Raw genomic sequence first — 22,921 nt, forward strand, 5'->3', positions numbered from 1 at the left:
GCAGGCTGTGGGCATGGAGCAGAAGCCGCCCACCGCTACCATCTCCGCCGCCAATCGCGCGCATCGCAGCAGTCTCCCGTTCGAGGACACCCGCGACTTCGAGAACGCCGATCGTGGGTTCATCGGGGCGCTGGAACCGTGTGTGGTGACCGCCGCCGACGGGCGAGTGGTCTGGAACAACGACTCCTACGGGTTCCTGGCGACAGAGGCCCCCGACACCGTGCACCCGAGCCTGTGGCGGCAATCCCAGCTGTGCGCCAAACAGGGCCTCTACGAGGTGACCAAGGCCGGCGGAGCGACCGGGGACGATGCACCGGGTATCTATCAGGTGCGCGGTCTGGACCTGTCGAACATCAGCTTCATCGAAGGTGACACGGGCATCATCGTCATCGATCCGCTGATCTCCACCGAGACCGCGGCCGCCGCGCTCGGGCTGTACCGGGCCCATCGCGGGGACCGTCCCGTCGTCGCGGTCATCTATACCCACAGTCACGTCGACCACTTCGGCGGTGTGCTCGGGGTCACCTCACAGGATGAGGTGGACGCCGGCAAGGTGGCCGTCCTGGCACCGGAGGGCTTCACCGAGCATGCCGTGCAGGAGAACGTCTATGCCGGCACCGCGATGGCGCGCCGGGCCGCGTACATGTACGGCGCGGTGCTGGACCGGGGTCTGCAGGGCCAGGTCGGGTGCGGTCTGGGACAGGTCGGCTCCACCGGTGAGGTCGCGTTGATCGTGCCGACCGTCGATGTGCGCAGCACGGGCGAGAAACACACCATCGACGGCGTGGAGATCGAGTTCCAGATGGCGCCGGGTACCGAGGCGCCCGCCGAAATGCACTTCTACTTCCCGAAATTCAAGGCACTGTGCATGGCCGAGAATGCCACCCACAACCTGCACAACCTGTTGACCCTGCGGGGTGCGCTGGTCCGTGACCCGCACGGCTGGGCCGGCTACCTCACCGAGGCCATCGACACCTTCGCCGGCCGTGCCGACGTGGTGTTCGCCTCGCACCATTGGCCGACATGGGGCCAGGACAACATCGTCGAGTACCTGTCGGTGCAGCGGGACCTGTACGCCTATCTGCACGACCAGACGCTGCGTCAGCTCAACCAGGGATTCACCGGTATCGAGATCGCCGAGACATTCCAGATGCCGCCGGCGTTGGAGAAGGCCTGGCACACCCACGGCTACTACGGGTCGGTCAGCCACAACGTCAAGGCGGTCTACCAGCGCTATATGGGCTGGTTCGACGGCAACCCCGGCCGGCTCTGGCAGCATCCGCCCCAAGCCGCGGGCCCGCGCTATGTGGCGGCCATGGGCGGCCTCGACAAGGTGGTCGAACTGGCCCGGCAGGCCTTCGATGACGGCGATTTACGCTGGGCTGCAACCCTGTTGGATCACGCCATCTTCACCGACGAGAACCATGCGGGTGCCCGGGAGTTGTACGCCGACACACTGGAGCAGTTGGCCTACGGTGCCGAGAACGCGGTGTGGCGCAACTTCTTCCTGTCCGGAGCCACCGAACTGCGTGAGGGTAATTTCGGCACCCCCACGCAGACGACGTCCCCGTCGCTGATGAGCCAACTCACCCCGGAGCAGATCTTCGACACGTTCGCCATCAACGTCAACGGTCCGCGAGCCTGGGAGCTGGACCTGGCGATCGACGTGACGTTCGCCGATGTCGCCACCAACTACCGACTGTCGCTGCGCAACGGTGTACTGGTACACCGCAAGGTCCCCGCTGCACCCGAAACAGCCACGGCGACTGTCACTTTGGCGAACAAGTTGCGGCTGTTGTCATTCGTGGCCGGGGATACGAGCTCGCCGGGTGTGGAGGTCAGCGGTGCTGCCGACGCGTTGCCCACGCTGTTGGGTGTCCTCGATCGTCCGGATCCGGGTTTCGCCATCATCACGCCCTAGGTCGAGCGCAGCGAGGGGGCTCAGATCAAGGCAGGCCCCCGTCGACCCGCAGGATCGATCCGGTGGTGAAGCTGGACGCGTTCGACATGAGAAACAGTGCCGCGCCGACGATCTCGGGCGGATCTCCGGCCCGCTGCAGCGGGAAGTGGGCGAACGGATTCCCGTCGCCGAATGACCAGGCCTTGCTGACATCGGTGAGGAATGGGCCGGCCATCAGCGTATTGACCCGCACCGTCGGACCGAACGCCTTCGCGAAACCCTCGGTCAGCACGTTCAATCCGGCCTTCGCGGCGGCGTAGGGCAGCATGTGCGCATCCGGGCGCAGCGATCCCGACGAACTCACGTTGACGATCGACCCTCCGCCGTCGGCCACCATGCGCTCGCCTATCAGGGCGGTCAACCGGAACGGCCCCTTGAAGTTCAGATTCACCACCGAGTCGAACAACTGCTCGCTCACCGAGGTCAGCGATTCATACAGCGGCGACATGCCTGCGTTGTTGACCAGCACATCGACCTTGCCGAACCGCGCGTAGGCGGCCTCCACCAAAGGCTCCAACTGATCCCAACGCCCGACATGCACCTGATGGGCCAGCGCGGCCCGGCCGGTGGTCGCGGTGATCTCTTCGGCGACGGCGGCGCACGAGTCGAGGTTGCGGCTGGCGATCACCAGGTCGGCCCCGCATCGTGCGGCGGCGAACGCCATCTCCCGGCCCAGCCCGCGGCTGCCCCCGGTGATCAGCACCACCTTGCCGGTCAGATCGAAGAGTTCGTCGGCGTAACCCATCATCGACTCCTGGCCGTATCGCGGATGACCTTGTGCACGAATCCCAGCTTCTCCACCACCGGCGCCGGAATCTCGAAGGGATACAACGGGTTCTTGCCCATCGCGGTGTTCACCCGGTTGAAGAACAGCGACATCCACTTCCAGTCGAACAACATCCGTTCGATCGGTTCGTCGTCGTAGCACTCCAGCGCCACGATGTCGTGCGGCGCATTGAACCGCACCCGGTCGGCGTGCAGCACCATGCCGGCTTCCCGCGCGGTGTCCATGGTGTCGGCGATGTGCAGATAGTGCGCGAAGCACTCCGCGAAGTCCTCCCACGGGTGCATGGTGGCGTATTCGGAGATGAACGTCGCCTCCCAGCCCGCCGGGGCGCCCAGTGTGTAGTGCCGGTCGATCGCCTCGCTGTAGCCGGCCCGCTCATCGCCGAACAGCCGACGGCACTCCTGGAGGTAGGTGTCTGCACCGGTGCCGGTTTCGACGAGCACGTTCTGGTAGTAGTGGCCGACCTCATGCCGGAAATGGCCGAGCATGGTGCGGTACGGCTCACCCAGGCGCACCCGCAGCGATTCTCGATAGTCGTCCAGTGATTCGACCACGTCGATGGTGATCACCCCGCGGGCGTGGCCGATGGTCACCTTCTCGCCGGTGCTGTGACTCGACAACAGATCGAACGCCAGGCCGCCGTCGACGTGCCAGTACGGCTCCATGGGCAACCCGATGTCCGCGAGCTGAAACACGAGCCGGCGCAACGCAACGGTGGTGGGGATCAGCTTCTCCCGCGCCAGGGTGTCATCGGCGGGAGGCTCGCGCCGGATCAGTGATCCGGCCAGGCAGCGGCCGCGGTGCCCGGCCGGCGAACCTGGGTCCTGTGCCTCGGGGGTCAGCCAATTGCACGCCAGGGTCCGGTGCTGGTTGCACCGGATCCATCGGCTGCCCGCGTGTAGTGCCACACCCTCATCGAGGGCCAGCATGCTTCTCGATGGCAGGTGCAGCCCGAGCGCAGTCTGACATTCGGCGCAGTGGTCGGCCTCGAACGCGACGAAGGCGTCGCACACCGGGCAGGCGAAGGCACGCACGGGCCATATGGTGTCACGGTGCAACTGCTTCTGGTCCGACATGCGTTACCTCTGCGCAGCGAGCCCGGTCAGGGTTCCGATCCCGACCTGTCCGCCGAGGGCCTCGCCCAGGCTGCGCGCCTGCCCGAGGCGCTGGCCCGCTTCCCGATCACCCGCCTGGTGAGCAGCCCGCAGCGTCGGGCAGTGCAGACCGGTGGCCCGCTGGCCGAGGCCCTCGGCCTGCCGATCGACATCGATGATCGGCTCGCCGAATACGACCGGGACATGACGCACTATGTGCCGATCGAGCAGATCGCCAAGGAGAACCCGGAGGAACTGGCCAGGCTGATTTCTGGACATCTGCCCAGCAGCGTCGACGAAAAGGCTTTCCTGGAGCGGGTGGTGGCCGCGGTGGACGATGTGGTGGCCGCCGCCGACCACGAGGACACCGTCGCGGTGTTCGGTCACGGCGGTGTCATCAACGTTCTGTTGCATCACATCCTCGGCACGGAGCGGCTGCTGTCGTTCCACGTGGACTACGCCTCGGTGACCAGGCTGCTGTCCTCGCGCAGCGGCAAGCTGGCCGTCGCCTCGGTGAACGGGACCGAACACGTATGGGATCTGCTGCCCCGAAACTTTGTCGACGAGCGCTCGCGCGAGGAGCCGTGAGGCGGGGTGGTAAACAGTTCCCGTGACCAACCTTGAAGGCCTCGACCTCGTCGCCCTGGATGCGCATCTGCGCACGGAGGGGATTGCCCGTTCCGGTGAACTGCGCGCCGAGCTGATTTCCGGCGGCCGCTCCAACCTGACCTTCCGGGTGTTCGACGATGCATCGACCTGGGTGCTGCGCCGGCCGCCGCTGCACGGGCTGACGCCGTCGGCGCACGATATGGCGCGCGAGTACAAGGTGGTGGCGGCCTTGGCCGATACCCCGGTCCCGGTCGCCCGCGCCGTCACCATGCGCAATGACGACTCCGTGCTGGGCGCGCCGTTCCAGATGGTCGAGAACGTCGACGGCCGGGTGGTACGCAGCGCCTCCGAACTCGAGGAGCTGGGGGACGCCCAGGTGATCGAGGGTTGCGTCGACGCGCTGATCAAGGTGCTGGCCGATCTGCACGCCGTCGACCCACGGGCTGTCGGACTGGGTGATTTCGGCAAGGCCGAGGGTTATCTGGAACGTCAGGTGCGGCGTTGGGGTTCGCAGTGGGACCTGGTCCGGCTGGCCGACGATGCCCGCGACACCGATGTGAAGCGGTTGCATTCGGCTCTGGCAGAAGGGATTCCGGCGGGCAGCCGGGCCGCCATAGTGCACGGCGACTACCGCATCGACAACACCATCCTGGACAACTCGGACCCGACGGTGGTGCGCGCGGTGCTGGACTGGGAGCTCTCGACACTGGGTGATCCGCTGTCCGACGCGGCGCTGATGTGCGTGTACCGCAATCCGAACTTCGACGGCGTGCTCGGCATGCAGGCGGCCTGGACGTCGCCGCTGCTGCCGTCGGCCGACGGTCTTGCCCAGCGTTACGCGCTGGCCAGCGGCCAGGAGCTGGACAACTGGAACTTCTACATGGCCCTGGCCTATTTCAAGCTGGCCATCATCGCCGCGGGTATCGACTTCCGGGCCCGTGAGGGCGGCGCACCGTCGCGCGTCGGTGAGGCCGTGGCCCCGCTGATCGCCGAGGGCCTCACGCTGATCTAGGCGCGACGCTCAGACCTAGAGGCGCCTGGCCGCCTTCAGGTTCTTGCGTGCGGCGATGCGCAGTTGCACGATCCGGGCGGCGCCGACGAACACGGCGAGCAGCCCACCGCACACCGCGGCCAGCAGCAGCGCCACCCCGAGCGGCAGCGTCCAGTTCCAGCCCAGGAAGTGGAACGTGCCGGAGTCGGTGTTCTGCGCGATGAAGATCAGCAACACGATCAGGATGAGAAATCCGGTGATCAGCGACGACCACAGGGCGGCGGCCCGGGTGAACTTGACCGCGTCCTCCGGTGGGGCCGGCGGGTCCGATCTCCCCGAAGACTCGAGCGGCTGCTCCGGGTCTGAGGGCAACGCATGCGGGTCGGTCGTCATGGCATTATCTTGCCCCTTTCAGGGCGATTACAAACCCCCTCACGGTGAACTAAAGTCCGGCATGTCGCGGGCCGGCCCGTTACTGTCGAGCTAACAGCCACCTGGCCGAGGGGACGGTATGCGCTGCAGACGCACATTCTTGATCGTCATCACAGCGTTGCTCGCGCTGGTGAGCGCGGGGTGTGGGAGTGCCAACCCGCTCGGCGGCGGCGAGGTGTCCGGTGACCTGAAATCGCTCACCATCGGCTCGGCGGATTTCACCGAGTCCAAGATCATCGCCGAGATCTATGCGCAGGCGTTGGAGGCCAACGGTTTCACCATCAAACGGCAGTTCGGCATCGGCAGCCGGGAAACCTATATCCCTGCCGTGCAGGATCATTCCATCGACCTGATCCCCGAGTACACCGGGAACCTCTTGCAGTACTTCGACAAAGAGGCCACCGCGACCACCTCTGACGCGGTGCTCCTGGCCCTGCTGAAAGCGGTCCCGGGCGACCTGTCCATCCTGTATCCGTCGCCCGCCGAGGACAAGGACACCCTGGCGGTGTCCGAAGCCGTCGCCAAGAAGTGGAATCTGAAATCCATCGCGGATCTGGCGGCGCACTCGGCGGAGGTGAAAGTCGGCGCACCGTCGGAGTTTCAGACACGGCAGACCGGTCTGGTGGGCCTACAACAGAAGTACGGCCTGAACATCTCGCCGGCCAACTTCGTGGCGATCAGTGACGGTGGCGGCCCCGCGACGGTGCAGGCCCTCAACAGCGGCGCCGTCACCGCCGCGAACATCTTCAGCACCTCGCCGGCCATCGAGAAGGACAAGCTCGTCGTCCTCGACGACCCCAAGAGCGTCTTCCTTGCCGCAAACGTGGTGCCCCTGGTCGCTTCTGCGAAACTGTCCACTCCGCTCAAGAGCGTGCTCGACGCCGTCAGCGCGAAACTGTCCACCGAGGCGCTGATCGCGCTCAACACCTCGGTCGAGGGGAACAAGGGCGTCGACCCCGAGGAAGCGGCCGGAAAGTGGATCAAGGACAACGGTTTCGACAAGCCCCTTCCCGGTAAGTGAGTAGCCGATGATCACGTTCACCAACGTCACCAAGACGTACCCGGATGGCACCGTCGCCGTCGACGACCTCACCCTCGACATCCCCGAGGGCACGCTCGCCGCGTTCGTCGGACCGTCGGGCTGCGGCAAGACCACGTCGATGCGGATGATCAACCGGATGATCGAACCCACGTCGGGCACGCTCACCGTCGACGGGAACGACGTGACGAAAGTCGATCCGGTCAAGCTGCGCCTCGGCATCGGCTATGTCATCCAGAGCGCCGGACTGATGCCACATCAGCGGGTCATCGACAACGTCGCCACCGTGCCCGTGCTCAAAGGCGAAACGCGCCGTGCCGCAAGAAGAGCCGCACTCGAGGTGCTGGAACGGGTGGGGCTGGACCCCAAACTGGCCGGCCGCTATCCGGCGCAACTGTCGGGCGGTCAGCAGCAGCGCGTGGGTGTGGCCAGGGCGCTGGCCGCCGACCCGCCCATCCTGCTGATGGACGAGCCGTTCAGTGCCGTCGACCCGGTGGTGCGTGAAGAGTTGCAGACCGAAATCCTGCGGCTGCAAAGCGAATTGCGTAAGACCATCGTGTTCGTCACCCACGATATCGACGAGGCGGTCAAGCTCGGGGACAAGGTGGCCGTGTTCGGCCGGGGCGGGGTGCTGCAGCAGTACGCCGACCCGGCGTTCCTGCTGTCGAATCCGGCCAACGAGCTGGTAGCCGGTTTCGTCGGGGCCGACCGCGGTTACCGCGGCCTGCAGTTCTTCGCGGCGACCGGGCTGCCGTTACACGACATCCGCCAGGTCGCCGAATCCGAGATCGATGCGCAGCAGTTGGCACCCGATGAATGGGCACTGGTGATTCGCGCCGACGGCCGGCCCTTCGCGTGGATCAACGCCGAAGGTGTCGAGGTGCACCGCCGCGGAAGTGCGTTGTACGACAGCACGATCGGCGGCGGGTCCTTCTTCCGGCCGGACGGATCGCTGCGGCTGGCGCTCGATGCCGCGCTGTCCTCCCCGTCGGGCCTGGGCGTGGCCGTCGACGACGAAGGGCGACTGCTGGGCGGTATCGAAGCCGACGATGTGCTGGCGGCCCTCAAGCGTCAGCGTCGCGTGCCGAAGGTCGGGTAGCGGCTTTGACGTATCTGCTGACCCATCTGGACAAGGCGTGGGCGCTCACGCTGATCCACCTGCGGCTGTCGCTGGTGCCGATCGTGCTGGGGTTGCTCATCGCGGTGCCGATCGGCGCGCTCGTGCAGCGCACCACGGTGCCGCGCCGGGCCATCACGGTGATCGCCAGCATCATCTTCACCATCCCGTCACTGGCCCTGTTCGTCGCGCTGCCGCTGATCATCCCGACCCGCATCCTGGACGAGGCCAACGTCCTGGTCGCGCTCACGCTCTACACCACGGCGCTGCTGGTGCGGGCTGTGCCGGAGGCGCTGGACGCGGTACCGGCCGACGTGCTGGACGCGGCCACCGCCATCGGCTACCGGCCGTTCGTCCGCATCGTCAAAGTGGAACTGCCGCTGGCGATCCCGGTGCTCATCGCCAGCCTCCGGGTGGTCGCGGTGACCAACATCTCGATGGTGTCCGTCGGTTCGGTGATCGGCATCGGCGGGCTGGGCACCTGGTTCACCGAGGGCTATCAAGCCAACAAGAGCGGGCAGATCATGGCGGGCATCATCGCGATCTTCGTGCTGGCGGTGGTGATCGACGCGCTGATCCTGTTGGCCGGCAGGGCCGTGACTCCGTGGGTCAAAGCATCCAGCGCCAAGGCAGGTGCCCGGTGAACTTCCTGCAGCAGGCGCTGTCCTACATCTTCACCGCCGCGAACTGGTCCGGTCATGCCGGGCTGGGCATCCGGATCGCAGAACATCTGCAGTACACGGTGATCGCGGTGTTGTTCTCGGTGCTCGTCGCCGTGCCCGTCGGCCTGCTCATCGGGCATACCGGCCGGGGCACCTTCCTGGTCGTCACCGGCGTCAACGCGCTGCGCGCCCTGCCCACCCTCGGTGTGCTTCTGCTCGGTGTGCTGTTGTGGGGTCTCGGGTTGATCCCGCCCACGGTCGCGCTGATGCTGCTCGGCATTCCGCCGCTGCTGGCCGGCACCTACGCGGGTATCGCCAATGTGGACGCCAGCGTCGTCGACGCGGCCCGGTCCATGGGGATGACCGAACGCCAGGTGCTGTTGCGGGTCGAGGTACCCAACGCCCTGCCGCTGATCCTGAGCGGCCTGCGCACCGCCACCCTGCAGATCGTGGCCACCGCCACCGTCGCGGCGTACGCCAGCCTGGGCGGGCTGGGCCGGTATCTGATCGACGGCATCAAGGTGCGGCAGTTCCACATCGCCCTGGTGGGCGCCCTGATGGTCACCGCACTGGCGCTGATCCTCGACGCGGCGCTGGCCTTCGCGGTGTGGTTGTCGCAGCCGGGCGGTGACCGCTGGCGGCGCTTCCCGCAGCCGCTGATCGACGATGAAGTGGCTCTCGAGGTCAGGGGCGAGCGAAACGACGGGGAAAAGTCGGTTTCTGGGGCGACTTCGGAACGCGGCTACGAAGCCGGGGGTCCGTCGCCTACGGTAGAGAGGTGACTGACGCAGCCCCTCAATCAGGCACCGAGACCGCTGAGACGCCGGACAGTGCATGGCCGGCAGTCCTCACCTGGCGCGCCCACGACCTGCGCCGGATGGAGTCGGTGCGGGTTCAGTTGTCCGGGAACCGCATCAAGGCCTACGGCCGGATCGTCGCGGCCGCCACCGAGTCACATCCCGCGTTCAGCGCCTCCTATGACCTGGTCACCGACGAATCCGGGGCGACCAAGCGGCTGTCGGTGACCATGACCCTCGCCGAGCGGGAACGCCAGCTCTCCATCGCGCGCGACGAGGAGAACATGTGGCTGGTGCAGGACCACCAGAACCAGACCAGGCGGGCCGCCTTCGACGGGGCATTGGATGTCGACGCCGTGTTCAGCCCGTTCTTCAATGCGTTGCCGATCCGTCGCACCGGCCTGCATCAGCGGGCCGAGACGCTGAGCCTGCCGGTGGTCTATGTCCGGCTGCCGGAGTTGTCGGTGGAACCGGAGACGATCAGCTACACCAGCGTGGCGGGCGGGATCAGCCTGAAGTCCCCGATCGCGGAGACCACCATCACGGTGGACTCCGACGGGTTCATCCTCGATTACCCCGGACTGGCAGAGCGGATCTGATCACTCCACCCGCCCGACCTGCGGCGGCCAGTTCTTCCCGCCAGTTCTCGGCGCCGATGGTGACGTGCAGGATGTCGGGACGGCTGAAGCTGTCGTAGCGGATGCGCGCGGCATGCCCGGCATCGACCAGATCGGCCACCGAGGTGTGTGCCGCCAGATGGTCCCTGGCCTGGGTGAGCAGGCCGAGAGTGCGATCCAGCATGGCCAACAACTCCTCGGAGTTGGCCTCGCACATCGCCCGCACCAACTCGGGGGCCGTGGCCGCGACCCGGGTGCCGTCCCGGAAGGACCCTGCCGCCAGCGCGAAGGCCAGCGGCACGTCACCCGCGGTCACGGCCAACGCTTCGGCGAGCAGATGCGGTAGGTGCGAGATCGCGGCCGCCGCGGCGTCGTGTTCATCGGAGCGGGCCGGCACCACGAACGCCCGGCAGTCCAGGGCCAGGTTCATCACGTCGGCGAACACCAGCGCATCGACGTCGTCGTCGACGCTGACGACCCACGCGGTGCCGGCGAAGAGTTCCTGGCTGCCCGCCGCCCAGCCGGAGTGGGCGGTGCCGGTCATAGGGTGGCCGCCGACGAACCGCGGCCGCAGTCCGTGCGCGTCGACCTCACGCAGCACGGCACCCTTGACGCTGGTCACGTCGGTGAGCGCGCAGCCCGGGGCGACCCGGCGGATGTGCTCCAACATCACGGGCAGTGCGGGCATCGGGACGGCCAGGACGATCAAGGCGTCGGTTTCGGCGGCGCGGGCCAACGCCTGATCCAGGGTGGCGGTGGCGTCGAAGCCGTCGAGCCGAGCCGCCGCCACGCCGTCGATGGATCGGTTGTAGCCGAAGACGTCCCTGCCGGCGGCCTGTGCGGCACGCATCAGGGAACCGCCGATCAAACCCAGTCCCAGCACGCACACCGGTGTGTCGGTCACCGCTCAAGGTTGGCATACGGACCGGGTGCCGGTCATTAGGTGGTCAAAGCCCCTGGTCTGCGACTAGCGTTAGGGCAATGGGAGCACAGCGTGCGCCGGCGCGGGAAGCTGCCGAGCACCCCGAGGGGTTCGGGGTTGCGGTCGTCCGTGAGGACGGCAAGTGGCGTTGTACGCCGATGCGGCGGGCGGCGCTGAGCAGCTTGTCCGCAGCTGAGACGGAGCTGCGTGAATTGCGGAGCGCGGGCGCTGTTTTCGGCCTGATCGACGTCGACGACGAGTTCTTCGTCATCGTGCGGCCGGCGCCGGCCGGCACCCGGCTGTTGCTTTCGGACGCCACCGCGGCACTGGACTATGACATTGCTGCGGAAGTGCTGGACAAGTTGGACGCCGACATCGATGACGAGGACCTCGAGGACCAGGACCCGTTCGAAGAGGGCGATCTGGGCGTGCTGTCCGATATCGGGCTGCCCGAGGGCGTGCTCGGGGTGATCGTCGCCGATATCGACATGGAGATCGACGAGCAGATCAGCGCGATCGCCGAGCGGATGGGCTTCGACTCAGAGCTGTCCGCGGTGCTCGACAAAATCGGTCGGTGAGCTCCGATCAGTCCCTGATGCGGGAGGCCCTGGCCGCCGCACGGTTGGCTGGTCCGCGCGATGTGCCGATCGGCGCAGTGGTCTACGGACCGGACGGGACGGAGTTGGCCCGCGCGGCCAATGCCCGCGAGGAACTCGGCGATCCCACCGCCCATGCCGAGATCCTGGCCCTGCGCGCAGCGGCGGCCCGGCTGGGAGATGGCTGGCGTCTGGAGAACTGCACGCTCGCGGTGACGGTCGAGCCCTGCACCATGTGCGCGGGCGCGATCGTGATGGCCCGGGTCGGCCTGCTGGTGTTCGGGGCGTGGGAACCCAAGACCGGGGCGGTCGGATCGTTGTGGGACGTGGTGCGGGATCGCCGGCTGACCCACCGGCCCCAGGTGCGCGGCGGGGTGCTGGCCGCCGAGTGCGCGGCGCCGCTGGAGGAGTTCTTCGCGCGCCAGCGCTAGCTGCGCCGCTTTCTCCGTGAGGGTCGCGATCCTCGCTCGAGCGCAGCCATGAGGGAGAAATCGACGCGATTAGGGGCAATCGCGCTCGGCCGGTAAGCTGCCTCCCGGTGGCGTGTCCGAGCGGCCTAAGGAGCACGCCTCGAAAGCGTGTGACGGGTAACCCCCGTCCGAGGGTTCAAATCCCTCCGCCACCGCCAAGTAGTTATTGTTGGAACCCCCGCCGGACGAAAGTCCGACGGGGGTTCTTTCGTGTCCGCTCCTTAGAGTTGCGTTGCGCGAGCGGGCTTCTGAGCCTTGATGGAATCTGCCGAGCCCGCCAAGGCGCCCAACTGGCGGCGACGAGACTGCACCCGGAAGGGTGCAGTCAGTCCCCTCCCGGGAAGTGGCATACGCGCGCGTCAGAGGGAGTGTGGTCAGCGTCGTGGTCGGAGTATCGGTCGGAATAGTGGTCTGGTCGCTGCCAAAGGCTACATCTGGGTGGTAATCGAGGATGGCGTCGATCACTTCCGTCAGTTCTGCGTCCTCGACCAGCGGCTCCTGGGGTGTCCAGCTGTTGGCCGTCGGCCCAGCATCACGGCTATCAACGATGAAGTGCTTGAACATGGCGGTGTTGAGCAGTTGGCGGGTCTTGTCGGTGGCTGCGTCGTACGTGTCGCGAGCTCGTGCGAGGAACGAGAGCACTGTCTGCAAGCGGCGTCCCAGTTCGTCACGCTCGACGTCAGATTCCCCGAGGAGACGTCGGGCATCAGCGATCTCCGCCGCTACTTGAGCCTGTCGCAGTTTGAGATCCGCTACCGGGAGGGCATCTGCCATATAGGCGTCGATCAGTTTGCCCTTCTGGCGTTCAAGCAAAATCAGGCGCTGTCGTTGTCTGGTGGCGAGATCGTCCTTCTCGGCGAGCATGATTTCGAAATCAGCGGTGGCTTGGATTTCGATTTCTGCCAGGGTTTTGGCGTCGAACCGCACATGAGACCAGATGGCGGCGACTTTGGCCTCGATCGCCGCGGCGGGCAGGTACGGCAGGTCGCAGTTCGTTCGCCCTGTGTGGCGCCCTAAGCAAAAGAAATACTCATAGCGGCCTCCTTTGCCTCTGCTCCAGCCATAACCGACACGGCCGCCACAGCGCCCACAGACGAGGCTTCCCTTGAGGAAGTGGCCATGTTTCCACGAGCGATCTCCGGCAATCCGCCGTCCGGCGAGCACATCTTGGACCTGCTGCCAGGTCACCTCATCGATGAGTGGCTCGTGCTTCCCATCAAAGAGCAGGCCTTTAAAGCGGATCTGGCCCTTGTAGTAGGGCTGGCTCAACATGCGGTGGACCTGCGGGCGACTCAGGGGTTGGCCTCGGTATTTCAGGGTTTCGCGAGTCTTGAGGCCACGCTCTTCAAGTGCATCGCACAGGGTCGAGACGCTCCAGTTACCCGTGGCGTACTCACCGAACGCCCAGCTGATATGCGGTGCCCGATCGTGATCGACCACCACGCTCTTGACGTCGGTGCCGTCGATGCGCCGGGTGGTGTTCAGGTAGCCGATCGGCGCTTGGCCGGGTGTGCCACCGCGGCGAACTTTCTCTTCAAGGCCTTTCTTAGCTTCAGTCGATAGGTTTTTTGAATAGAACTCCGCGAATGAGGCGACGATGCCATGCATTAGTGTTCCAGCCGGAGTTTCATCGATTTGTTCTGACACTGATACTAGCGCGGCACCGGCTTTCCGGATATCGAAAAGAATGGCGACATCATCGGCACGGTCACGTGCCAGGCGGTCGAGTTTATGCACGATCACCAGATCAATGCTCGGTAGCGAGGTGTCCCCAAGCCGGGCAAGCATCCGCTGTAAGCCGTCGCGGTCTGCCGAGCGGGCGGAGGCGCCGGCGTCGACGTACTCTTCGACCACCGTGGCGCCAAGGTCACGGGCTTTCTTGATGCAGGCAGCGCGCTGGGCAGGGATCGAATAACCCTCTGTCTCACCATTTTTGGTAGCTTGCCGAGCGGTGGAAACCCGCAGGTAGATGATGGCTGATTTGGTGGCGCTGTCACCACCTTCCGTGCCGGTATCGGCCCCCACAGACAAGAAAGGCGCCGCAAGGGCGCCGGGAGGGATATCCGTTTCAGAGGGGGATGAATGGGCCGTCATGAACTGACGTTACCTCTCATCACCTATTCGAGCAACGCTCCGATCACCCGTCTAATTGCATTCTGCTGCAATGGAATAGCGGTCGGGCGGGAGATGTAGAAAATACGGCAGATATTCGCACTTCTTTTGCTGCATTTAACCGCAATCAGGCGTCCATCCCATGGAGCCATAGGATATTGGTCCGGGATAGTCTGTATGCGTCTCTTTATGTTTGATGTGGTGATTAGAGCATGAAATATTCCTATTAGCCGGCCGGCTGCCGAGGCGACGACGAATCGCAACCACAGTCGCTTCCAGCTCATGACGAGCCAATGTCATTAGACCAAGAAAGGTGATGGATTCAAGATTCAGATCTGCCAGCATGGCTTCCTGGTCATGCGGGAGAAGCTTGGGCCACTCCTGCAGAATCTCGGTGCAGGCTTCGCTTGCGGCGACTTGATCGTCGTAATGGGCATCCATCTGGGCCTCCTAAGTAGCCTAGGATACCCGCGACTGTCATAGTGTGGCGAATCACTCGCTCCGGTTCTCGGGGAGGAGATAGGGGTCGAGGTCACTGGTGTCAAACTGCATGACTTGCGCTTCAACGACGTGAGCTTCGGGACCCATCAGTATCGCGACGCCGTTCGCGAAGCGTTGAACGGTAGTCGCGTTATTGGGGTCGCGACTGTCGAGCTGAAAATCAATCACCACAGACTGGCCATCAGTACTCGCCATAGGGTGTCTGCCGCGTAGGTGTTCGCTCACAACCCGAAGAATTCCTCGATGCAGTGTTACTCCTTGCGCACCGGCGACGCCGATCCTTCCGAAAATACGAGAGCGCATCAATTTTGCGCGGAGTTCGTCAGAGACGCTGAGATTCTCGAGCTGGCCGGTGTCGGTTCGTTCGTGCGGATGCGCGCAAGAAAACTTGCCCTGGATCACCGAGGACGTCACGGATTCATCACCAGCTTGGATTGCGTCATCGCGTTCCATCTACTACCCATTGTAGCAGAACCTCCTGGATGAACTGCCCATCGTGCCTGGTCAGGCTATGGAAACTAATACCCGTGTGGGATAGTTCTGGGGTATCAGATCCAGGCACCGGTTTGTATCTTTGTCCCCCAATCTGGGATTGGCAAACCGTCCAGTATGCCGTATCGAGGGTACAAACCTCTGATGACACGCGTGAGATTTTGATCGGATCTCTTCGCACTCGTGATAAAACGAGATTCATATAACGAGTATTCCGTATTGTTATGCGATGTCAACGACCGACGCGACCGCGCTGCGGAGGCGGTCGCGGGATGCGTTCGGGCAGGATTACCAGCTTGAGGTGATGCTGCTGATCGCCGATGCCATGGGCATCGTCCATCTGAAAGCGGTTGCTGCGGAATTAGGTCTTACTCAGAGCAATGTCCAGACGTCATGGGAGCGGTTGTTGGTGCTGGGCATGTTGGAGTTTCATGTGAGAGATAAGAGGCGCCATAAGTGCTTTCGACGTGTAGACAGCGCGGGATGGCAGTTTGCACGTGAGCTTGCCGGTGGCCTCTGGCAGCCACAGCCGACATCTTGGAGCCCCGAACTGTGACTAGCTGGGGGATACCGATCTCGTGATCTGATCCCACGTATCACTATTCCAATGTTGTATCAGTAGCCCCGCCAAGAACCGCCCGCCTGTTCATTCAGGTCAGGGCGGTTTTTGAGTAGGACCCCACCCTCACGTCGGAGTCGGGGCGCAGACAGACTTCTGCGGCTGTTGTCAACTAGCGGAGCGGGTTTGGCGACGAAGGTGCCGGCGCACGACCGTTCGCACGACGCGGCGTCGGGTACGGGCGAGCGGGCCGGTCGCGCGGATCTTGTGGGCGAAGCGTTCTCCCGACTGCTGTAACCGGTCTTTGACGTCGTCGATGTCCGTGTCGACCAGGGTGTGGTGGCGCTTGCGCCAGCGCCCGGCGATCATGACCGCCTCGATGTTGGCGATGCTGGCTTGCAGTGCCGCGGTGATCGGGTCATGGGCCGGCCACAGGTTCAGTGCTCGGGCGTCGATGACGACGATATCGGCTTGCATCCCGGGGGCGAGGTGGCCGACCTGGTCGGCCAGGCCGAGGGCGCGCGCGCCATGGACGGTTGCCCACGACAGCGCCTGTTTGCTGGTGATCCCTGCGGTGGGCGCACCCATGCCGGTGCGGTGGAACTCCTGCTCATGGGCTACGCCTCGTTGGCGGGCCAGGGTGATTCGGGCGGCGGTGAGAACTTCACCGGATACGGCCGTTTCGGTGTCGGTGCCGAGTGACGGTGCCCCGCCGGCACGCACCAGTTGTTCGGTGATTGCCGTGCAATGCCCTTGACCCAGTTCGTTTTCCGGTGTGGTCGTGAAGGTGACTCCGGCGTCGGCGAGTTTCTTGACCCATTCGTCCGTCAGCCCGGTGCCATGCACGATGTTGGCGTGTGGACCCCACAGGCCGGCAGCGCCGACGGCATTCCAGCCGTGTCCGGGCGTTCCGGCGCTCTGGTGCATCGATGCGATCACGCCGCGTTCGAGGGCGGCCCGGAGGTCCGCGATCACCACGTCGGACGCTGACAGTTGCGGGCCCTTGATCGCCATTCCCGCGGTAAGCAGTGCGCTGTTGGCGATGGGACCGCTGAGGAGACGGTCGACTTCGGACACGTCATGGGGTTTGGTGGGGCCGCCATGGGGTGTGCCGTGAAAGAAGACTGCGCGGATGCCGGCGACGTTCAGTGCGTTGATGGCGGCGTCGGCATGCGCTGGAGTCAGGCAGTTGTGACACCAGTCGCCTACTGTGGTTGTTCCACAACTGATTTGGTTCAGTGCACCGGCCAATGTCCCGATGTGCATATCGTCGGGGCTGTATCTGCGGGCGACGTGACCGTGCGTGTGGGCCAGGTATTCCAGCAGCGACCAGTCTCCGCCGGCGAACCGTAGCGCGGTCTGCCACGTGTGTAGGTGGGCGTTGACGAGTCCGGGGATGACGATCTGGTCCTTGAGGTCGACGACCTCGGCGCCGGTCGGATCGAGGTGGTCGCCCATCGCGGCGATGCGATCGTCCTCGACGAGGATGTCGATGCGTTCAGTGTCGGGGCGATGCGGCGCCATGGTGATCACCTGCGCGCCGCGTAGCAGAATTCGGCTCACCGTTGTCTCCGATTCTCGACGGGGAGGCTCGCCGTAGGCTGCGCCCTCACGCTGTAGGCGACGGAGGGCAGCTCGACGGCACTATTTATGGGTACATCGTATCCATTAATGCGTCGAGGTGTCAATCAGTACTTCGACTGACCGTCACCGTCGCGGTCGGTCGGGGCGGCTATCGGTAGATCAGGCCTGGTCGAGTAGTTGCGTCAGGCCGTTGAGGATCAGTTCCAGTCCGAGGCTGAACTCGCGGTCCAGTCCGACTGGCAGGTGGTCGGCCACCGCCACGGTGGCGGGATAGGACTGCGGATCCTGGGCGCGCCAGGTTTCGGGGAGTTCGGCGTCGTCATCGGTCGGGTGCTCGCCGAGTTGGATGGCGAACCCGAGGACGAAACGCGCCACTGTCGCATAGGCCTGCGCGGCCAGCTCGGGACCGAACCCTGCATCGAGCAAAGCTGCGATCATCACTTCGCGCTGCCGCATTGCGTTGGGTCCCATCGGAATTCGCTCGGCTAGCAACCGCGCTACGTGCGGGTGTGTGCGGAAGACCTCGAAGAATGTGCGTGCACCCGATTCCACGGCCTGTTGCCACGGCATTTTGCGTACCGCGGTCGCATCGATATCGGCCTCACCGAGCACGGCGTCGATGACGTGGGCGATCAGTTGCGTGCGTGATCTGAAATGCCGGTACAGGGTGGCGGTGCCCGAATCCAAGCGCTGGGCCAGTGTCCGCATGGACAGTGCCTCGGACCCGTCCTCGTCGACGATCGCGGTGGCCGCGGCGATGATGCGCTCCACCGGCACGGCGGGGCGCCCTCGCGACCGTTGGGTCGGGCGCTGTGCGGGTTTCGAAGTGGAGGTCACCGCCTCAGTATCACTGATTCTTGACACCCGACGCAATTACGGCAACACTGTATCCATTATGAATTCTCGGGATATCGATGTTCACTCGGACTCGCAGTTCGTCACCGTCGACGGCATGCGGATGCATTACCGACGGTCGGGCAGAGGCCCGACGGTGGTGCTACTGCACGGCAGCGCGTCGTCGCTGTACGGGGTGGAGGCCGTCGCCCAACGGCTACTGCCATCCTTCGACGTGATCCGCTTGGATCTGCCTGGTTTCGGCGTCACGGGGCCGCGCCCCGACCGCGACTACCGCGTCGCCACCTACGCCAAGACGCTCGCACGCTTCTTGGACGCCATCGGCGTCGAGCAATGCGCCGTCGTGGGTAACTCGTTGGGCGGCAACATCGCCTGGAACCTCGCCCTCGATCACCCCGAGCAGCTGCAGCTGACCGCTTTGGTGTTGATCAATGCCACCGGGTACCCCGACAAAGAACTGCCGGCCGGGATGCGGCTTGCGCGCAACCCCGTCATCGGCCAGGTACTGCGACGGTTCATGCCGCGGCGCGCTGTCGAGCGCAGCCTGCGCCAGGCCGTCGGGCCGAACTCCGACATCGTCGATGCGGCGATGGTGGATCGCGCGCACAGGCTGTGGAACCGGCCCGGCAACCGGTCGGCGTTCGTGGATTTCCTCGCCACCGACCAGCCCGACCGCAGCGCCGAGATTCACCGAATCGACGTGCCCACGCTGGTGTTGCGCAGCGCCGATATGGATGGCCAACACTTCACTCGCGATATCGCAGGCAGTGTCGAAAATGTCCATCCCGACGGAGGGCATCTGCTCCCCGAAGAGGACCCCGCCTGGGTGGCCGACGCGGTCACCGAGTTTCTGCACTCCCGTCCGGTAAGGAACGCCCGATGAAGTACTTCGTCGCACGTGGAGAAGACCGCCGACTGGACGCCGCCACGCGGGGTCGTCTTCGCGGTAGTTACATTCGATTGACTGATGGTGTCACGCATTACGAGCTGGCTGGGCCGGACGGCGGCGACGTCGTCGTACTGACGGGCGGCCTGACCATTCCGTTGTTCTACTGGGACGAATTGGCCGCCGAGCTACATGCCCGCGGACTGCGCACACTGGCCTACAGCGCCTACGGGCGCGGCTACTCCGACCGCGTCATCGCCCGCTACGACGAGGCGCTGTTCGGTCGCCAACTTCGCGAGCTCGTCGAGCGCCTCGACCTACCCGCCTCCTGCCACGTGGTGGGCACGTCGATGGGTGCGCTGATCGCCATGGCGTATGTGGGCCAACACATCGGCGGGGTGACCACGCTGACGCTGGTGGGCCCTGCCGGGCTGAGTCGTCAACCTGTTGCGCAGAAACTGTTGCTGGGCAACGACATCGCGGCCGGTATCATCGCCAAGCGGTTCGGGCGACGCTTCCTCGAGCAGCATTTGGGACACAATGTCGCAGACGCCGACCGCGCCGCCGCACTGGCGGCCATGATCGGCGACGCCTCCCGATACGAAGGGTCCATCTACGCTTTGTTCGATACGCTGCAACACTTTCCGTTGTTCGATCGCGCCGAGCTCTACCGGCATACCGGCACCCTTCGCCTGCCCACCCAACTGATCTGGGGCCGTGCGGACCACGTCACCCCGATCAGCAGCCTGGGCCAGGTCCGCGAACTGCTTCAGCCCCGCCAATGCCACGTCATCGATGACTGCGGCCACATGGCCCCGTTCGAACGTCCTCTCGTCGTCGCCGACCAACTGGCGACCTTCTACAGATCGGCTTGACCCATGAAAACAACAAGCAGTACCACCGACGTCTTGATCATCGGCGCGGGGCCCGCCGGCACCGCGCTCGCGATCGACCTCGCACGTCGCGGCGTGGCAGTACGCCTGATCGACAAGGCGCCGCATGCCTTCGACGGTTCGCGCGCCAAAGGCATCCAGCCCCGCACCCTCGAGGTTCTCGACGATCTGGGCGCCCTGCCCGACATCCTCGACCAAGGTGCCCTCTACCCACCGATGGGAATCCACCTCGGCCCGATCACCATCCCTTTCACCATGATGGCCAAGGGGAAGCGCGGTCCCGATGTCCCATATCCCGATACCTGGCTCATCCCGCAGTGCCGCACCGACCGCGCGTTGCATGCTCGGTTCGAATCCCTCGGCGGACACGTCGATTTCGGCACGGAGTTGGTGGACTTCACCGACCACGGCACCCATGTCACCGCACGTGTCACGACCACCGAAGGCGTCGAGGACATCACCGCGCGGTACCTTGTCGGCGCCGACGGCGGTGCCAGCCGGGTCCGCAAGGTCCTCGGCGTCGAGTTCAGCGGCTCCACCGACGAGGCCGACCGCATCCTCATCGTCGACGCAGCCGTCTCGGGTGGATTGTCTCGCAAGTACTGGCACGTGTGGCCCGGACTCAAAGGACGCTTTGTGGGCGCTTGCCCGCTGCCGCATAGCGACGCATTCCAGTGGATGATCCGACTTTCGCCCGACGAACAACCGCCGCAAGACCTGGCCCAGATCAACGCGCGCATCCAAGCCCATACCCACGACAAGCGGCTCGTGCTGCGAGACATCCAGTGGCAGTCTGTTTTTCGACCCAACATCCGGCTGGCCCAGAACTACCGCCGCGGCCGTGTGTTGCTCGCCGGTGACGCCGCCCACGTCCACACCCCCGCCGGCGCCCAGGGCCTCAATACCGGGATCGGCGACGCCTACAACCTGGGCTGGAAACTCGGCCAAGTCCTGGCCGGAGCAGACGATCGACTCCTCGACACCTATGAACAGGAACGCCAACCCATCGCCGCCGGTGTGCTCGGGCTATCCACCAGGAAATACGAAGGAATAGGCAAGTTCGACCCCTCCAGCATCCGGCGCGGCAAGGACGAAAAACAACTCGCCCTGACCTACCACGGCGGGCCACTGGCGCCGCCGGCCGCCGACCGCACCGCGACTCTGCGCGTCGGTGACCGCGCGCCGGACGCCGACCTCGTCACCGGGGATGGCCGCCGCGTGCGGCTGTTCGACATCTACCGCGGGCCCCACTTCACCGCCGTGGCCTACGGTCCACACGCCGCCGACGCGTTGGCGGAACTCGACTGGCCCGCCGACGGCGCGCGCCTCAACCGCGTCATCATCGACACCGAGAACAAGGGCGACATACCCGGTGGTTCGCTCACCGACCCGACCGGACAATTCGCCGAGATCCATGGGTTGTCCAGAGACACGTTGTTGCTGATTCGACCGGACGGCTACATCGGCCATATCGCCATCCACAACATCGCCGAAACAACCCGCGCCGCTGCGCAATCCATGACACCTCACATCGTTCCATCGGCGCCGTCGAATCGGTCATGACTGCAGAGACGGTGACGTCGGACGGTCAAAACCCATGTCCCAGTGGCGGCGTGGCCACCGCACTGCTGGCATACGCGTTCGCAGTCATCATGGCCGGCACCACAGTGCCCACCCCGATGTATGCCCTCTACGCCACCACCTTCGGTTTCACCGTGCTCACCACCACGATGATCTATGCCGCTTATGCCGGTGGGGTACTGGCGGCGCTGGTGTTTTTCGGACGCTGGTCCGACGCGATCGGTCGACGCCCGGTTCTGCTGGGCGGCGTCGTCGCCGCGGTCGCCAGTGGCGCGATGTTCCTGCTTGCCGACACAGTCCCCGCTCTGGTGGCCGCACGCATGCTGTCCGGGCTGTCGGCAGGTGTCTTCACCGGCACTGCCACCGTCGCGATCATCGAAGCCGCACCGCCGAAATGGCGCACCAGGGCCGCCGCGACCGCGACCATCGCCAACATAGGTGGCCTGGGCGCCGGGTCGCTGCTGGCCGGTGTTCTCGTTCAGTACTGCCCAGCACCGCTGCAGCTGGCCTTCGTGATGCACATAGTGTTAGCGATGGCGGCCGGGCTTGCCGTCGTCCGCGTGCCAGAAACATCGGCCAAGACCGGACAGCTCGGCATGCAGCGGCTGCGGCTTCCTGTCCAAGTGCGTGCCACGTTCGCTCTCGCGGCGATTGGGACGTTCGCGGGATTTGCATGCATGGGCCTGTTCGCCGCGTTGGCACCGTCATTCCTTTCCACCATGATCGGCATCGCCAACCACGCCGCAGCCGGTGCGATTGCCGGCTGCGCCTTCCTCGCCTCAGCAGTGGCGCAGGTAGCGGCTCACCGGATACAGCCGCGACGCGCGATGGCATTGGGCTGCGCAACACTGGTGATCGGCATGATCGCCTTGACGGCGGCACTGGTCACCACTTCACTCGTCGGCCTCGTCGTCGCCGCCATCATTTCCGGTGCGGGACAAGGCATCAGCTTCAGCCGAGGCCTGGCTGCCGTCACCGAGGCCACGCCGGCCGATCGGCGGGCCGAAGTGAGCTCAGCACTGTTCGTGGTGGCCTACATCGCCATCTCGCTACCCGTCATCGGCGACGGCCTGGTCGCCGACCACTGGGGGTTACGCAGCGCCGGCATCGGCTTCGCTGTCGCCGTCGGTGTACTCGCCGCCGGCTGCCTCATCGCGCTACCAACCAGGCAGGGCAAGCGGGAAGCTCGTGCCGTTGCTGGGTGCACTCTTTGCCGTTGCGACCGCGCACGGCCCCACAGCCACCACATTCGTGCGAGGGGAATGCCGAGATGTCATACACCCACAGAACGGTGCGCTGAGTCCCACCGATAAGAACTGGGGCAGCGTCGGAGCAAGCGACACCGAGAACAATACGATCCAACAC

24 protein-coding genes, 1 tRNA gene and 1 pseudogene are annotated in these 22,921 nt (G+C 65.1%); 17 read left to right on the forward strand and 9 right to left on the reverse strand.

Annotated features, from left to right (window positions below; translation table 11 throughout):
• Positions 1-7: 7 nt before the first annotated feature.
• Positions 8-1,921: an alkyl/aryl-sulfatase gene (locus H7J86_RS16085; RefSeq protein WP_267292052.1), complete on the forward strand. Its 1,914-nt coding sequence runs from the start codon at positions 8-10 to the stop codon at positions 1,919-1,921.
• Between the two features lie 25 nt (positions 1,922-1,946).
• Here the strand turns inward: H7J86_RS16085 and H7J86_RS16090 are convergent, their stop codons facing one another.
• On the reverse strand, positions 1,947-2,705 hold the full coding sequence (locus H7J86_RS16090) for an SDR family NAD(P)-dependent oxidoreductase (protein WP_267292054.1): 759 nt from the start codon (positions 2,703-2,705) through the stop codon (positions 1,947-1,949).
• Positions 2,705-3,781, reverse strand: coding sequence for a zinc-binding metallopeptidase family protein (locus H7J86_RS16095; protein ID WP_267292056.1), 1,077 nt, complete (start codon positions 3,779-3,781; stop codon positions 2,705-2,707). Before H7J86_RS16095 ends, H7J86_RS16090 begins: the two co-directional genes overlap by 1 nt.
• A gap of 18 nt (positions 3,782-3,799) precedes the next feature.
• On the opposite strand from H7J86_RS16095, the gene H7J86_RS16100 reads away from it, so the two are divergent.
• Together H7J86_RS16100 and H7J86_RS16105 are read left to right on the forward strand one after the other, a co-directional pair.
• Positions 3,800-4,429 carry a histidine phosphatase family protein gene (locus H7J86_RS16100; protein ID WP_267292058.1) on the forward strand — a complete coding sequence of 210 codons (630 nt, stop codon included), beginning with the start codon at positions 3,800-3,802 and terminating at the stop codon, positions 4,427-4,429.
• A 22-nt stretch (positions 4,430-4,451) separates the two neighbouring features.
• Entirely contained in the window at positions 4,452-5,462 is a 1,011-nt protein-coding gene (locus H7J86_RS16105) for a phosphotransferase family protein (RefSeq protein ID WP_267292060.1), read from the forward strand.
• Between the two features lie 15 nt (positions 5,463-5,477).
• On the opposite strand, the gene H7J86_RS16110 is transcribed toward H7J86_RS16105, so the two are convergent.
• Positions 5,478-5,834, reverse strand: coding sequence for a LapA family protein (locus H7J86_RS16110; RefSeq protein WP_267292062.1), 357 nt, complete (start codon positions 5,832-5,834; stop codon positions 5,478-5,480).
• 118 nt (positions 5,835-5,952) lie between these two features.
• Here H7J86_RS16110 and H7J86_RS16115 point away from each other — a divergent pair, with 118 nt between their 5' ends.
• Genes H7J86_RS16115 through H7J86_RS16135 form a run of 5 tightly spaced genes read left to right on the forward strand, consistent with a single transcriptional unit; the run spans position 5,953 to position 10,087 of the window.
• The gene (locus H7J86_RS16115) at positions 5,953-6,894 is read left to right on the forward strand and encodes an ABC transporter substrate-binding protein (RefSeq protein ID WP_267292063.1); all 942 of its coding nucleotides are present in this window, start codon (positions 5,953-5,955) and stop codon (positions 6,892-6,894) included.
• Positions 6,895-6,901: 7 nt separating this feature from the next.
• A complete protein-coding gene (locus H7J86_RS16120; RefSeq protein ID WP_267292065.1) occupies positions 6,902-8,011 on the forward strand; it encodes an ABC transporter ATP-binding protein in 1,110 nt (369 codons plus the stop codon).
• A 5-nt stretch (positions 8,012-8,016) separates the two neighbouring features.
• The gene (locus H7J86_RS16125) at positions 8,017-8,673 is read left to right on the forward strand and encodes an ABC transporter permease (protein ID WP_267292067.1); all 657 of its coding nucleotides are present in this window, start codon (positions 8,017-8,019) and stop codon (positions 8,671-8,673) included.
• Entirely contained in the window at positions 8,670-9,473 is an 804-nt protein-coding gene (locus H7J86_RS16130) for an ABC transporter permease (protein ID WP_090361800.1), read from the forward strand. The genes H7J86_RS16125 and H7J86_RS16130 overlap by 4 nt, the downstream gene beginning before the upstream one ends.
• The gene (locus H7J86_RS16135; RefSeq protein WP_090361795.1) at positions 9,470-10,087 is read left to right on the forward strand and encodes a putative glycolipid-binding domain-containing protein; all 618 of its coding nucleotides are present in this window, start codon (positions 9,470-9,472) and stop codon (positions 10,085-10,087) included. Before H7J86_RS16130 ends, H7J86_RS16135 begins: the two co-directional genes overlap by 4 nt.
• On the opposite strand, the gene H7J86_RS16140 is transcribed toward H7J86_RS16135, so the two are convergent.
• On the reverse strand, positions 10,050-10,994 hold the full coding sequence (locus H7J86_RS16140; RefSeq protein WP_187099104.1) for a prephenate dehydrogenase: 945 nt from the start codon (positions 10,992-10,994) through the stop codon (positions 10,050-10,052). The genes H7J86_RS16135 and H7J86_RS16140 overlap by 38 nt on opposite strands.
• Positions 10,995-11,086: 92 nt before the next feature.
• Between H7J86_RS16140 and H7J86_RS16145 the strand changes: the two genes are divergently transcribed.
• The 4 genes from H7J86_RS16145 to H7J86_RS16160 all read left to right on the forward strand — a co-directional run bounded on the left by H7J86_RS16145 (position 11,087) and on the right by H7J86_RS16160 (position 13,110).
• Complete coding sequence (locus tag H7J86_RS16145; protein ID WP_090361793.1) at positions 11,087-11,605, forward strand: tRNA adenosine deaminase-associated protein; 519 nt, start codon at positions 11,087-11,089, stop codon at positions 11,603-11,605.
• Positions 11,602-12,054 carry a nucleoside deaminase gene (locus H7J86_RS16150; protein ID WP_267292069.1) on the forward strand — a complete coding sequence of 151 codons (453 nt, stop codon included), beginning with the start codon at positions 11,602-11,604 and terminating at the stop codon, positions 12,052-12,054. The genes H7J86_RS16145 and H7J86_RS16150 overlap by 4 nt, the downstream gene beginning before the upstream one ends.
• Before the next feature lie 106 nt (positions 12,055-12,160).
• Positions 12,161-12,251, forward strand: a tRNA-Ser gene (locus tag H7J86_RS16155).
• A 280-nt stretch (positions 12,252-12,531) separates the two neighbouring features.
• A complete protein-coding gene (locus tag H7J86_RS16160; RefSeq protein WP_267292071.1) occupies positions 12,532-13,110 on the forward strand; it encodes a hypothetical protein in 579 nt (192 codons plus the stop codon).
• Here H7J86_RS16160 and H7J86_RS33615 read toward each other — a convergent pair.
• The 3 genes and pseudogenes from H7J86_RS33615 to H7J86_RS16175 form a co-directional block, all read right to left on the reverse strand.
• Positions 13,096-14,187 (reverse strand): annotated as a pseudogene (locus tag H7J86_RS33615) (recombinase family protein); the annotation flags it as partial. The gene H7J86_RS16160 and the pseudogene H7J86_RS33615 overlap by 15 nt on opposite strands.
• 135 nt (positions 14,188-14,322) lie before the next feature.
• Positions 14,323-14,646, reverse strand: a complete 324-nt coding sequence (locus H7J86_RS16170) for a hypothetical protein (RefSeq protein WP_267292075.1) — start codon at positions 14,644-14,646, stop codon at positions 14,323-14,325.
• 51 nt (positions 14,647-14,697) lie between these two features.
• Positions 14,698-15,159 carry a hypothetical protein gene (locus tag H7J86_RS16175; protein WP_267292077.1) on the reverse strand — a complete coding sequence of 154 codons (462 nt, stop codon included), beginning with the start codon at positions 15,157-15,159 and terminating at the stop codon, positions 14,698-14,700.
• Between the two features lie 268 nt (positions 15,160-15,427).
• Between H7J86_RS16175 and H7J86_RS16180 the strand changes: the two genes are divergently transcribed.
• Positions 15,428-15,754: a hypothetical protein gene (locus H7J86_RS16180; protein WP_267292079.1), complete on the forward strand. Its 327-nt coding sequence runs from the start codon at positions 15,428-15,430 to the stop codon at positions 15,752-15,754.
• 171 nt (positions 15,755-15,925) lie between these two features.
• Here H7J86_RS16180 and H7J86_RS16185 read toward each other — a convergent pair whose 3' ends face one another.
• Complete coding sequence (locus H7J86_RS16185; RefSeq protein WP_267292081.1) at positions 15,926-17,320, reverse strand: amidohydrolase family protein; 1,395 nt, start codon at positions 17,318-17,320, stop codon at positions 15,926-15,928.
• A 180-nt stretch (positions 17,321-17,500) separates the two neighbouring features.
• Positions 17,501-18,112 carry a TetR/AcrR family transcriptional regulator gene (locus H7J86_RS16190; protein ID WP_267292979.1) on the reverse strand — a complete coding sequence of 204 codons (612 nt, stop codon included), beginning with the start codon at positions 18,110-18,112 and terminating at the stop codon, positions 17,501-17,503.
• 124 nt (positions 18,113-18,236) lie between these two features.
• On the opposite strand from H7J86_RS16190, the gene H7J86_RS16195 reads away from it, so the two are divergent.
• The 4 genes from H7J86_RS16195 to H7J86_RS16210 all read left to right on the forward strand — a co-directional run bounded on the left by H7J86_RS16195 (position 18,237) and on the right by H7J86_RS16210 (position 22,869).
• Positions 18,237-19,079, forward strand: a complete 843-nt coding sequence (locus tag H7J86_RS16195) for an alpha/beta fold hydrolase (RefSeq protein ID WP_267292083.1) — start codon at positions 18,237-18,239, stop codon at positions 19,077-19,079.
• Positions 19,080-19,156: 77 nt separating this feature from the next.
• Positions 19,157-19,957, forward strand: a complete 801-nt coding sequence (locus H7J86_RS16200; RefSeq protein ID WP_267292085.1) for an alpha/beta fold hydrolase — start codon at positions 19,157-19,159, stop codon at positions 19,955-19,957.
• Positions 19,958-19,960: 3 nt separating this feature from the next.
• Positions 19,961-21,538 carry an FAD-dependent monooxygenase gene (locus H7J86_RS16205; protein WP_267292087.1) on the forward strand — a complete coding sequence of 526 codons (1,578 nt, stop codon included), beginning with the start codon at positions 19,961-19,963 and terminating at the stop codon, positions 21,536-21,538.
• Positions 21,535-22,869, forward strand: a complete 1,335-nt coding sequence (locus H7J86_RS16210; RefSeq protein ID WP_372517279.1) for an MFS transporter — start codon at positions 21,535-21,537, stop codon at positions 22,867-22,869. Before H7J86_RS16205 ends, H7J86_RS16210 begins: the two co-directional genes overlap by 4 nt.
• The last annotated feature ends 52 nt before the right edge of the window (positions 22,870-22,921 follow it).

The sequence above is a fragment of the Mycobacterium hackensackense genome, assembly GCF_025822555.1.
In the GTDB taxonomy this organism is placed as follows: domain Bacteria; phylum Actinomycetota; class Actinomycetes; order Mycobacteriales; family Mycobacteriaceae; genus Mycobacterium; species Mycobacterium fluoranthenivorans.